A 12,191-nucleotide genomic window follows, 5' to 3' on the forward strand; every position below is an offset into this window, starting at 1 on the left:
TCTCCGTCGGTAACGGGCCGGCCTTCACCCACAACGACCTGAACGCCAAGGCCACCAGCGGCTACACCGGCAACGACTACCAGTTCGGCGCCAACAAGGTGCAGACGGTCTACGTCAACGTCCGATAATCACCAACCACAAAGAGGCACCCCCGATCACGGGGGTGCCTCTTTTGTTGTCGTCCGAGCTCTGTGGTTCTACAGCTGGACACCTCGGGTCAGTGCACCGTCGACCACCAGGTTGGTGCCGGTGATGAAACTGGCTGCGCTGCTGGACAGGAACACCACCGCGTTGGCCACCTCCTGCGGTGTCGCCATCCGGCCGGTCGGGTTCAGCCCCAGCGCAGTTGCGAACAGTTCGGGGTTGTTCTCCTCGATCGAGGGCCACACCCCGCCGGGGTGGTAGGTGTTGCCCGGGCTCACGGAGTTGGCGCGCACGCCCTTGGCGGCCAGCTGGTATGCCAGCCCCTGCGTGTAGTGGATGATGGCGGCCTTGAAGGTGCCGTACGGGCCGGCCGCAAAATCGATCTCCCGCCCGGACACGCTGGAGATCGTGACGATCGATCCGGCGCCACCTGTCAGCAGATGCGGCAGTGCCGCGTCCACCAGACCGACCGTGCCCATCATGTCGACCGAGAACGACGTGCGCCAGTTGTCCGGGTTCTCCGGAATGGCCAACGCGCTGACATTGGCCACCACGCCGTCGATACCACCCAGCGCCTCGGCACTGCCATTCACCCACGCCGAAAGAGCCTCGGCATCAGCCACATCCACGGCGGTACCGATGGCGCCGGGCACCTGATGTTCGTCGTCGACCGTACGTGCGCAGTAGGCGACAGCGGCACCTTCTGCCAGCAGGCCCTCCACAACTGCCCGGCCGATCCCACGAGTGCCGCCGGTGACCAGGAAACGCCTACCCGTCAATCCGAGATCCATGATGTCCCTTCTAGTAATTGATGGAGCCGAGTGTTGCGGCGGCCGAACGTAGCTCGGTGTGCAGGCCGCCGTAAGCCGGAGCCACCGGAAGCAATCGCTTGTCGATCTTGGTGACCGCACTGTAGTTGGTGTCCACGACGTTGGCGATCGGCACCTGCGAGATCTGCGTCAGCAGCTGGTAGGCGTCGAGGCGGTCCAGGCCGTAGAGCTCACCGAGCCAGGTGATCATCTCGACCTGACTGGCCCGCCACGCCTCTTCCAGTGGGCGGCCCGACCCGATACACATCAGATGGGTGTCGGTTTCCAGCCGCGGCCAAGCCGGCCCGCCACCTTTGACCAGCTCCACGATCGCGGTGACGTGCATCGCCCCTTCGACCGCGGTGCCGCACGACTCACCCTCACCCTGCCGGTAGTGCCCGTCACCGAGTGAGAACAGGGCACCGGGCACATTGACCCCGAGATAGCAGGTGGCACCGGCGGTCATCTCCGGGCTGTCCATGTTGCCGCCGAACGAGTCGGGTACCAGAGAGGTGCGCACCTCTCGGCGCCCCGGCGCCACCCCGACGGTGCCGATCATCGGGTTCGCCGGCAGGGCCACTTCGAAATCACTGCCCTGGGCGACAAATCCGACAGTCTTGGCCGTCGAGTCGTACTCGTAGATCCAGGTGCGCTCCGGCAGCGCCGGCTGCAGTGTCGGATTGGCCGGGACGCTGGTGAGCCCGCCGAAGAACGGGATCAACGTCGAGGCGCCCCAACTCCGGGCCGGAGTGAGATCCACGAGATGGATCGCCAGGGTGTCGCCGGGTTCGGCGCCCTCGATGTAGAACGGGCCCGTCTGCGGGTTCAGGTCCTCGGTGTCCAGCGCGCTGCTGGCCACGTCATCGCGACTGGTGATCCGCCCGCCGTAGGCGTCCTCGGTCCACAGCGTCAGTACTGTCCCCGGTCGGATCCGCATGACGGGCGCGGCTCCGCCGAAGGTGAAGTTGAACTGGTCGACGGTCGGGATGAAAGTGACGTGCTCCATGTGACCATCCTGTACTGCCCGGCAGCAGTACGCACAATTACCGGCCCGACTGCGCCAGGAAGTCCAGTGCCGCCGACACCGTGCTCAGGCTGGGGACATGCTCGGAGTCGTACTGCTCGACCAACGTTGCCCCGGGGATCGAGTCGGCCAGGTGTTGGGCGGTGGCGAACGGCACCATGGTGTCGTGCCGGGTGTGCCACAACCGCGCCGGAACAGCGATCTCCGAAAAGGAAAAGCCCCAAGGGCGTTGCTGCAACACGGCTTCGCGGCCCGGTCCGGCGCCGTTGTGTGCCAGGGAATCTCTGAGGCCGGGGTCATCCGGTTCGTCGATCAGTGCCGCTGTCAGTGTTTGGTACCAGTACCGGCAGACGTCGTCGGCCGCACCGTTTCGGAAGAACAAAAACGCCTGCTGGGACCGGTTGCTGTAGAGCTGCCGGACCCGTTCGTCGGCGACATGACCCAGCCCGCTGGTGATCGCCACGGCGGTGACGCGGTGATCGACGGCGGCCAGCGCGCAGGCATACGGTGCGCCGGCCGACACGCCCCACACGCCGTAGCGCTCCTGTGATTTCAGAACCGGTGCCACCAGGGCGGGCCAGTCCGCAATGGCGGCCATCTCGACCGGAGCGGACCGGCCGTACCCGGGTCTGGCGACGGCGATCAGTTCGACATCGGCGCGCCGGGCCGCGGCGTCCCAGTCGCTGCCGACATGCGACGACCCGACCAGGCCGTGATGCAGCAGCACCGGGAAACCGCCACGTGCGCCGTAGGTTTGGTGATGGAGCGCGCTCACGCAACGCGGCCGGCGCGCACCATGTCGGCGCGGGGGACAACCTTGATGCGCTCCCGCCCGGACGCCTCACCGAGCGCCACTTCGTGGGCGTCGAGCTTCTCCCATTCCTGCCACGTGGTGTAGTCGATCCCCGAAGCCGAAAGGTGATCGAGGATGGCGTCGGCCCCGGAGATCTCGGGCGGCCGAATGCCGGGCAGATCGGTGAGCAGGCTGGTGATGGTCTCGGCGGCATCGGATTTGGTGTGACCGATGAGGCCGATCGGTCCGCGCTTGATCCAGCCCGTGACGTAGGTGGCGTTCATCTCCACCCCGTCCATCTCGAGCACCCGGCCCGCGGTGTTGGGTACCACGCCCTCGAAATGGTCGAACGGCAGATCGGCCAGATGTGAGGACAGGTAACCGACCGCGCGGTACACGGCCTGGACCGGCCAATCAGTGTATTCGCCAGTGCCCTGGACGGTTCCGTCGCCGATGAGTTCGGTGCGCTCGGTGCGCAGCCCCTCCACCCGGTCGATACCCAGGATCGACACCGGCGATTGGCACAGGTGGATGTGAATCCGGTGCGGTGCGCCCGTCGGCTCCTTCTCCATGTATTTGAGCATGGTGTCGACCACCAGCCGGGTCGACTTGTTGGTGTTGATCGCCTGTTGGCTGGCCTCGTCGATCTCGAAGCCCTCCGGGTGGACGATGACGTCGACGCTGGGGGAGTGTGACAGCTCGCGGAACTCCATCGGCGTGAACTTGATCTGCGCCGGACCGCGACGCGCGAAAACGTGGATGTCGGTGGCCTGGTTGAGTTTCAGGCCCTGGTACACGTTGTCGGGGATCTCGGTGGTGAGCTGCTCGTCGGCCGGCTTGGCCAGCACGCGGGCGACGTCGAGAGCGACATTGCCCGCGCCGAGAACGGCGACGCTCTTGGCGGTCAGGGGCCAGTCGCGGGGCACATCGGGATGACCGTCATACCAGGAAACAAAATCGGCGGCGCCGTGGCTACCGGGCAGGTCGACACCGGGGATGTCGAGGGTCCGGTCGGCGCGGGCTCCGGTGGAGAAGATCACCGCGTCGTAGTGCCGACGCAGGTCGGAGAGCTTGAGGTCGGTGCCGTAGTGGACGTTGCCGATGAACCTGATCTCGTCGCGGGACAGCACCCGGCGCAGCGCTTTGATGATCTCCTTGATACGTGGATGGTCCGGGGCCACGCCGTAACGCACCAAGCCGTAGGGTGCCGGCAACCTGTCGAACACGTCTACACAGGCGGCTTCGTACTCCTTGGTGAGGATGTCCGCGGCATAGATGCCGGCCGGACCTGCGCCGATGACCGCCACTCGGATCTTGCGCATAACCGTCCCTTCTATTAGGTAAGGCAAGCCTAAATAGTTGAACTGGGCGTGCAAGGCCTACGTCGGGAGATTCGGCTCACAGTGGGTGGTCGACGATTGAGACATTTCAGCACTTGAGTCAAGACCAATTCAGTTGTGGACATACAGAAGAGAGTGGGCTCACACTGCTTCCAGCGATGCTGGCCGCATTACATATCCGCACCAGGAAGGACCACTCATGATCTCCGCTATCCCGACTGCCGAACCCGCAGCGGTAGCGCATTCTGTCAAAGTTCGGTCCCAATCGGTGGCGGCATCCAAATGACGGGACTGTCCGGCATCCGAGTGCTGGTGACCGGCGGCAGTGCCGGCATCGGCCTGGGTATCGCCGCTGGATTCCTCGACGCCGGCGCGCAGGTGATGATCACCGGCCGCAGCGCCGAGCAGTTGCGTCGCGCGGCCGCCGCGCTGGCCGACGACGGGCACCAGGTGGAGACGCTGGTATCCGACGTTTCGAATCGAGACGACTGTTTCCGGATGGCCGATGAGGTGGCATCACGGTTGGGCGGTCTGGATGTCCTGTGCGCCAACGCAGGAATCTATCCGTCTCGCGGGATCGACGACCTCACCGAGTCGGATATCCAAACGGTTTTTGCCACCAATGTCAGCGGAACCATCTTCTGTGTTCAGGCCTGTCGGCCCGCGCTGCGAGCTTCGGGGCGGGGACGGGTGGTGGTCATCTCGTCGATCACCGGGCCGTACACGGGATATCCGGGGTTCGGTCACTACGCGGCCAGCAAGGCGGCACAACTTGGCTTCGTTCGCACTGCGGCCCTGGAACTCGCCCCGGACGGCATCACGGTCAACGCCATCCTGCCCGGCACCATCCGAACGGACGACGCTGCTGCAGCGGACCCGGATGCCGTCGCGCGACTCACCTCGAACATACCGGTGGGCCGCGTCGGTTCGCCCAAGGACATCGCCTGTGCAGCAACGTTCTTCGCCTCTGCAGATGCGTCCTTTGTGACCGGCCAGTCATTGGTGGTCGATGGTGGGCAGGTGTTGCCGGAACTCGGATCGCCGTCGTGACTGCCGCGGCGACCGAGGCTGTTCACCGCAACAGCATGTCGTGGCCATATATCCTGCGTCTCACAGGAGACAGGAAGGTTCCAGTGGTCAACAGCAAGGATGTGGCGGCACTGGCGGGACTCTCCCAGAGCACGGTCTCACGGGTGTTTCGCGATGCCGAGCTCGTGGCCCCGGAGACGGTCGAACGGGTTCGTGCTGCCGCGCGCCAACTCGGCTACCTCCCCAGTGAATCGGCGCGGGCGCTGTTGGCCGGTCAGTCCTTCCAGGTCGCCCTCGTGGTGGAGAAACTGGTCAACTCGACCTTTGCGACGTTGGCCGATCGTCTGCACGAAGAGCTGATCACTCGCGGCTACCGATTGGTGATTGTCGAATCCGATTCGGAGCGCGGTGGCCTGACCGAAGCCATGAAGCGCAGCCTGGCCGGTGTCGACGGCGTGATCCACGCCGCCTCCGACTGGGCGGGCAGTAGTGCTGTCATCGACTTCGCCGATGCGGGCCGGCCGGTGGTCTTTGCCATCCGCAGGCCGGCACTCGACGGCATCGACACCGTGCAGATCGACGACGCGGCCGGGTGCGAACTCGCCGTGGATCATCTTTGGGGGCTGGGGCACCGGGATATTGCGATGATCGGTGCCGATGCCCGGCTTCGCAGTGGCGCCGACCGAGCATCGGGATTCCGAAAGAGTATGGCGGACAGGGGAATCAAGAACCCTGTTGTGATCGATTGTGAGATGAGCTATGAAGGCGGATTCGATCATGCGCGTGAGTTGCTCTCGCGCAGGCGCCGGCCAACCGCAGTCTTCGCCAGCGATGATGCCGTCGGCTGTGGAGTGATCGACGGCGCTCGCGATCTCGGACTGGACGTCCCTGCCGATATCGCGGTGGTCGGTTTCGACGACTCTCCGATTTCGGCGTGGCGGTCTTTTGACCTGACTACGCTCAGAGTTCCGCAGGACCAGTTGGCGAACCGTGCGGTTCGCCTGCTCATCGATCGTATCGAGCAAGGGGCAGGCCGCGTGCCGACGGTCGATGGCCCGCGTCACGAGACAGTGGCCGTGTCATTGATCGTGAGGGGCTCCACCGCCCCGCCAGCTTCGTAACGACCCCGCAATCGATTGGACATATTCGGCGAAAGCGCACCTGATCTACTGATGACTACGTAATCATTACTTGTGGGGGAACGGAATTAGGAGTTGTGCATGACATTTAGATCGTCCTCCCGAACCGAGGTGGAGGACATTGTCGAACTGACGGCAATCACCAAGTCCTACGGCGACAACGTCGTCCTCGCCGATGTGGACCTCTCCGTGGGAACCGGCGAGGTGGTCGCGATCATCGGCCCCAGCGGCGCCGGCAAGAGCACCTTCTTGCGGTGCACCAACCTGCTGGAGGTGCCCGACAGCGGCATCATCAGGGTCGGCTCGCACACACTCGACGTCGCAGCCGCGCCCAGCCAGCGGGCGCTGGAAGAGTTGCGGCGCACAGTGGGCATGGTCTTCCAGTCGTTCAACCTGTTCCCACATCTGAGCGTGCTCGAGAACGTCAGCCTTGCCCAACGCCGGGTACTCGGAAGGTCAAAAGCCGAATCCGAAGAACGATCGATGGATTTGATCCGCCGGGTCGGACTGGCTGCCAAAGCATCTGAGCATCCGGCGCGGCTGTCCGGAGGCCAGCAACAACGCATCGCCATCGCGAGAGCCCTGGCGATGGATCCGGACGTGGTGCTGTTCGACGAACCGACGAGCGCGCTGGACCCAGAGGTGGGGATCGAGGTGCTGGCTGTCATGCGCGAGCTCGCCGACAGCGGAATGACGATGATGGTGGTGACCCACGAAATCGCCTTTGCGCGAGACGTCGCCGACCGTCTCGTGGTGATGGCAGACGGCGGAATCATCGAGCAGGGCCCCCCGCGGGACGTGCTCGCGGACCCCTCCCACGAGCGAACCCGAAGGTTCCTGCGCGCAGTGGTCGACCGATGACCGAACTCGTGCAGGCCCTGCCGATGGCGGTGCTGCTCACATTGGCGGTCACCGCAACCTCGTTTGCGATCGGCGCCGTTCTCGCGGTGCCGCTGATGCTGGCCAGAGTTTCCAAATCCGCAGTGTTGTCCACCGCGGCAAGGGTTGTCATCGAATCGATCCGCGGTGTGCCCGCGATCGTCTGGCTGTTCATCGTGTACTTCGGCATCAGGTTCGGCGATCTGAGGTTCGATCCGTTCACCTCAGCGGTGCTGGCCCTGGGCCTGATCGCGGCGGTGTATCTGGCCGAGATCTACCGCGGTGGCTATCTGGCAGTCGCGGAGGGGCAACACGAGGCCGCCCAGGCGATCGGGCTGTCCGGCCGAGATCAACTGGTCTTCGTGGTTGCCCCGCAGGCAGCACGTGCCTGCCTGCCATCCATCACCAGTTACGGTCTTGGGCTGCTCAAGGATTCATCGTTGGCATCGACCATCGGAGTCTCCGAGATCGTCTTCGTGTCCACCGCAGCGGCCCGGGTCACCACCGACGGAGTGCTGCCGTTTACCGTCGCAGTCGGCATCTATCTGACGTTGAGTGTGCCGTTGGCCATCCTGGCGCGGAGCTTCGACGCGTGGAGCCGTCGAAAGGTGGCCGCATGATCGCCGTCGATCAGTGGGCAGTGTGGCTGCCGGAGTTGCTCAAAGGGCTGTGGCTCAGTATCCAGCTCGCCGTGATCAGTCTGGCCATCGGACTACCGGGCGGGTGTCTGCTGGCGCTGGCTGTCATCGGAAAATCGAGGATTCTGCGTATCGCGGCGCTGGTGGTGGTCGAGGTCGGACGTGGGAGCCCAGCTCTGATAGTGCTGTACTTCGTCTACTACGGGCTGCCCGGAATCGGAGTCGTCCTCGACAATTTCGCCGCGGCCGTGGCAGCCTTCGCATTCACCACCGCCGCCTACACGAGTGAGAACTTCCGGGCGGGAATCCAGGCGGTGCCGATCGGACAGCTCGAAGCCGCGCACGCACTCGGGATGCGCTACCGCCATTGGTTTCTGGACATCGTGCTGCCGCAGGGTATGCGCTCGGCCGCCCCGGCCTTGATCGGGTTCTCGGTGTCCTTGTTCCAGACCACCGCACTGGCTTTCACCATCGCACTGCCGGAACTGCTCTCACGCGCCTACTCGATCGGGTCGAGCACATTTCAGTACCTCGATGTGCTCACGCTGGCGGGCTTGTTGTACCTGGCAGTGACGCTTCCGGTGACCTGGTACGCCAACAGGCTCAGCGCCGCGGGCGGCAGGAGGTAGCCGCCCGCGGACATCCATCTGCTCCGTCTCGAAACCACCACCTACATTCGTCCAACCGAAGGAACGCCCACATGAACCCTTTTCGCTTCCGCGTCTGCGCACTGCGCTCCGCCGTCACGGCTCTTGCGGTCGCCGGCATGCTGTCGGCCTGTACATCCGCCGGGGGCAGCCAAGCGCCGAGTGCCGACTGCGTACCGGCGCACGAGAACTTGGATCTGATCTCGGCCGGCACCCTCACGATCGGGGTCAGCGACATGCCGCCACAGTCTTCGACCACCGGGCCGGACGGCTACAGCGGACTCGACGCCGACATCATCAATGGTTTTGCGGCCACTGAATGCCTCAGTGTGACACCGATATCCGGGGCCTCGTCGGCCATGGTTCCCGGGGTGGAGCAGCACCGGTGGGATACTGCGCTCGGTGGCTGGTATCGCACCGAGAAACGCAATGAGGTGGTGACCATGGCCGATCCGATGTACTTGGACAGCCTGGCGATCATCGCCGCCGAGCCGGAGACCATCACGAGCCTCGAGGGCAAGCGAGTCGGCACCGTCGACGGCTATCTGTATGTGCCTGACCTGAAGTCTGTCTACGGTGACAATCTCACCCTGTATCCCTCGGTGCTCGAACTCGCCCAAGATCTCAAGGCCGGGCGCATCGATGCGGCGATCGACGGCGCGGTGTCGGCGCCCACCACCTACGGCGATGCTTTTGTGATCAGCGTGCCCGATGCCGATCCGCGGGTGAGCGCGACTTCGGTCCCCGGCCAATGCAGCCTGCCTTTCGCGAAATCGAACACAACGCTACTCGCGGCGTTCAACGATTACATCGCCGCCATCAAGCTCGACGGCACGCTCGCCGAGCTGCTCACTGAATACGGTATCGATCCGAAACTTGCGGACACCGGCGCTCCGCGTCTGCTCTGAGAATCCGAAACCGCTGCACCACAACATCAATCGAGAGAACTGGTTATTCATCGTGCCAACTGCCCCTGTGCTCGTCGAATCCAACGGCTTGTCGGCGTCTGACGAGTATTTCAAGCATGCCGACACCGTGATCCCCACCGGCGTCGCGTCCATGGGACGCGCGCGCCGTCACCGGATCGCATTCGCAAAAGCATCCGGTGCCCACCTCTGGGATCTCGACGGCAACGAGTACATCGACTGTGTCATGGGACTCGGCCCGATTGTCCTGGGCCACAACGAACCGGGCCTGGTCGAAGCCCTGAGACGGCAAGTCGACGAGGCGATCATCCTCGGTGCCGAGACCGCGCAGACAGCCAGCGTCGCCGATACCCTGTGCGAATGGATCCCCGCTGCGGAGCGGGTGGTGTTCGCCAACTCCGGCAGTGAAGCCGATCAGGTGGCACTGCGGATCGCCAGGGCCACGACGGGTCGCCGTGCGGTGCTGAAGTTCGAAGGCCATTACCACGGCTGGTTGGACCCGATGTACACCAACACGATGGGGGTGACGCCCAGCGCCGAAGAGGCTGGTCCGCTATCCCTGATTCCGAACGGCCCGGGCCAGATCGATGGCACACCCTCGCTGTACGTGACCAGATGGAACAGCATCGCCGATTTTGATGCCGTGATCGACAAGCACGGCGACGAGTTGGCCGCGGTGATCATGGAACCGATTCCGTTCAACTTCGGTGCCTTCCGGGCTGCCGACGGCTACCTCGAGCATGTGCGCAAAACGTGTACCGACCGCGGCATCATGCTGATCTTCGACGAGGTGGTCTCGGGCTTCCGGCTCGGTCGCGGTGGAGCTCAGGAGCTGGTGGATGTGCGTCCGGACATGACGATCCTGGCAAAGGCGCTTGGCGGCGGGGTGACGATCTCGGCTGTCGTCGGAACTGCTGCGGCGATGGAGGTGCTGACCAGCGGCCGGCTCAAACATGGCGGAACCTACAACGCGAATCCGATCAGCATCGCTGGGGCAGCGGCGACGCTGGCCGGGATCGAGAATTGCCCCGATCTCTACCACCGGCTCGAATCATCGGGTGCCGCAGTGCAAGCAGGGCTGGCTGAGGTGGCCGAAAAGTATTCGGTGCCTTTGCAAGTGAATCGGGTTGGCGGTGTCCTGCAGCTGTTCTGGGACGCCCAAGGCGACCGACGATCCTATGGATCATGCGCGACGAGTTCCCGCGAGGTCATCACCGACATCTGTGAGAAGCTGATCGATGACGGCGTGTTCGTCAGCCCGCGCGGGATCATCTTCATGTGCTATCGGCACAGCGCTGCCGACATCGACCGCATTGTCTTGGCATTCGATCGCGCCGTTTCGGCGCTGTGAGTGATGTCGTAACGAGTGCTCTGCAGTCGGGGATCACGGTCGAGCCTGATCCGTGACCCCGACACGCCGCCTCGCGTCTTTCTGGATCGTGGCCGCAGCCTTCTTCGCGGTGGTGGCGGCGACCAATATCCCCACGGCGCTGTATCCGTTGTACCGCAGTACCTTCCACCTCACGCCCTCAGCAAGCGCGCTGGCATTTTCGGTGTATGCCTTTGCGCTGATACCGGCGCTGTTGATGTTCGGGCCGCTGTCTGATCGATTCGGGCGGCGCTGGGTGATCATGCTGGCGGTCACACTGTCGCTCATCGCCAGTGCCATTGCCATCTGGGGCCCCGGGTTCACAGAGTTGCTGGCGGCACGTGCGATGCATGGCTTGTCGGCGGGCGCCTGCACGGCCGCTGCGGGTGCCGCGATGTTCGAGTACGGCGTCGGGGTGCTACCGCGTTCACTGGTCGAAGCAGTTGTTGTCGCCAGTCCCACCTGTGGTTCGGCAATTGGACCGCTGTGGGGAGCGTGGGCCGTAGACCTGTTCGGGAATCGGCTGGTGGCAGCCTATGTGAGCTTCCTGCCGGTACTCCTGATCTGCCTGGCGGCGATGGCGTTCACGAGCCCGGTGCGCACGACCCGCCGCGGGTCGGACGTCGACCTGCGTCCCACCACTTCGCGGACCGGGAAACACCTCGTCGCTTCCTTCCTTGCGGTGGCACTGGCTTGCTTCCTGTGCTGGTCGATTGTGGGGCTGTTCCAATCGCTGATGCCCGATTGGATCCTGCAGACGATGAGGACCGACCGACTTGATGTCGGGGTTTCGGGCGCGGTGGTGGTCCTGCTCGTGTCGATGATGGTCCAGTTGACGGTGCGCTCCTGGCCGCCACGAACGTTGCAGATACTGTCCCTCGGCGCGTTGGTGGTGACTTGCGGGCTGTTTTCTCTCACGGTCGCCCACCCGGGCTTACCGATGATCCTGGCGGTGGCCGTCTGTACCGGGGTGGCCCACGGCAGCGGTTTCCTGGCTGCAGTGCAGGGAGTCAACACACTGGCGCTCGCCGCCATGCCGCATCGTCATGCAACGTTGCTCTCGGTCCTCTACGTCGGCAACTACCTGGCGATGGGGCTGCCGATCCTGGGTATCGGCGTGCTCGCCGATTGGGTGGGGCTCGACGCTGCGTTGTACGGGTTCTTTGCGGTGGTCGGCGTGGTGGCGGTGGCCATGCTGTTGTGCCTTGCGGCTCGAGGATGGGGGGCCTCGAGGCGTCGCTGACATGGCGGCGCCGAGAACGACGAGTTGGTGTTGACCACTCGGTTCTCGGCGCCCATTTGTGAGTTTCGGCGTCCGGACGGTGGCTATCGGACGTTGACGTAGACCGTCTGCACCTTGTTGGCGCCGAACTGGTAGTCGTTGCCGGTGTAGCCGCTGGTGGCCTTGGCGTTCAGGTCGTTGTGGGTGAAGGCCGGCCCGTTACCGACGGAGA

The 12,191-nt window shown here is 64.3% G+C and carries 12 protein-coding genes; 8 read left to right on the plus strand and 4 right to left on the minus strand.

All coding sequences use genetic code 11. The features are described from left to right. Window positions 1–197: 197 nt before the first annotated feature. Genes WBB07_RS10250 through WBB07_RS10265 form a run of 4 tightly spaced genes read right to left on the minus strand, consistent with a single transcriptional unit; the run spans window position 198 to window position 4,092 of the window. Window positions 198–935, minus strand: coding sequence for an SDR family NAD(P)-dependent oxidoreductase (locus WBB07_RS10250; protein ID WP_526307258.1), 738 nt, complete (start codon window positions 933–935; stop codon window positions 198–200). Between the two features lie 10 nt (window positions 936–945). Further along, window positions 946–1,959 carry an acetamidase/formamidase family protein gene (locus WBB07_RS10255; protein ID WP_526307260.1) on the minus strand — a complete coding sequence of 338 codons (1,014 nt, stop codon included), beginning with the start codon at window positions 1,957–1,959 and terminating at the stop codon, window positions 946–948. Window positions 1,960–1,996: 37 nt separating this feature from the next. Further along, on the minus strand, window positions 1,997–2,752 hold the full coding sequence (locus WBB07_RS10260) for an alpha/beta fold hydrolase (RefSeq protein ID WP_526307262.1): 756 nt from the start codon (window positions 2,750–2,752) through the stop codon (window positions 1,997–1,999). Then, window positions 2,749–4,092, minus strand: a complete 1,344-nt coding sequence (locus WBB07_RS10265) for an FAD-dependent oxidoreductase (protein ID WP_526307264.1) — start codon at window positions 4,090–4,092, stop codon at window positions 2,749–2,751. Before WBB07_RS10265 ends, WBB07_RS10260 begins: the two co-directional genes overlap by 4 nt. 300 nt (window positions 4,093–4,392) lie before the next feature. On the opposite strand from WBB07_RS10265, the gene WBB07_RS10270 reads away from it, so the two are divergent. The 8 genes from WBB07_RS10270 to WBB07_RS10305 all read left to right on the plus strand — a co-directional run bounded on the left by WBB07_RS10270 (window position 4,393) and on the right by WBB07_RS10305 (window position 11,980). Then, window positions 4,393–5,160, plus strand: a complete 768-nt coding sequence (locus WBB07_RS10270; protein ID WP_526307266.1) for an SDR family NAD(P)-dependent oxidoreductase — start codon at window positions 4,393–4,395, stop codon at window positions 5,158–5,160. Between the two features lie 83 nt (window positions 5,161–5,243). Continuing rightward, window positions 5,244–6,260, plus strand: a complete 1,017-nt coding sequence (locus WBB07_RS10275) for a LacI family DNA-binding transcriptional regulator (RefSeq protein WP_526307268.1) — start codon at window positions 5,244–5,246, stop codon at window positions 6,258–6,260. A 99-nt stretch (window positions 6,261–6,359) separates the two neighbouring features. Then, the gene (locus WBB07_RS10280) at window positions 6,360–7,139 is read left to right on the plus strand and encodes an amino acid ABC transporter ATP-binding protein (protein WP_526307270.1); all 780 of its coding nucleotides are present in this window, start codon (window positions 6,360–6,362) and stop codon (window positions 7,137–7,139) included. Further along, window positions 7,136–7,777, plus strand: coding sequence for an amino acid ABC transporter permease (locus WBB07_RS10285; protein ID WP_526307272.1), 642 nt, complete (start codon window positions 7,136–7,138; stop codon window positions 7,775–7,777). Before WBB07_RS10280 ends, WBB07_RS10285 begins: the two co-directional genes overlap by 4 nt. Continuing rightward, on the plus strand, window positions 7,774–8,424 hold the full coding sequence (locus WBB07_RS10290) for an amino acid ABC transporter permease (protein ID WP_526307274.1): 651 nt from the start codon (window positions 7,774–7,776) through the stop codon (window positions 8,422–8,424). Before WBB07_RS10285 ends, WBB07_RS10290 begins: the two co-directional genes overlap by 4 nt. Window positions 8,425–8,495: 71 nt before the next feature. After that, window positions 8,496–9,350 carry a substrate-binding periplasmic protein gene (locus WBB07_RS10295; protein ID WP_526307276.1) on the plus strand — a complete coding sequence of 285 codons (855 nt, stop codon included), beginning with the start codon at window positions 8,496–8,498 and terminating at the stop codon, window positions 9,348–9,350. Window positions 9,351–9,402: 52 nt separating this feature from the next. Then, the gene (locus WBB07_RS10300) at window positions 9,403–10,719 is read left to right on the plus strand and encodes an aspartate aminotransferase family protein (RefSeq protein ID WP_526307278.1); all 1,317 of its coding nucleotides are present in this window, start codon (window positions 9,403–9,405) and stop codon (window positions 10,717–10,719) included. Window positions 10,720–10,771: 52 nt separating this feature from the next. Further along, the gene (locus WBB07_RS10305; protein WP_526307280.1) at window positions 10,772–11,980 is read left to right on the plus strand and encodes an MFS transporter; all 1,209 of its coding nucleotides are present in this window, start codon (window positions 10,772–10,774) and stop codon (window positions 11,978–11,980) included. The last annotated feature ends 211 nt before the right edge of the window (window positions 11,981–12,191 follow it).

Source organism: Mycobacterium sp., assembly GCF_049647605.1.
Lineage (GTDB): Bacteria > Actinomycetota > Actinomycetes > Mycobacteriales > Mycobacteriaceae > Mycobacterium.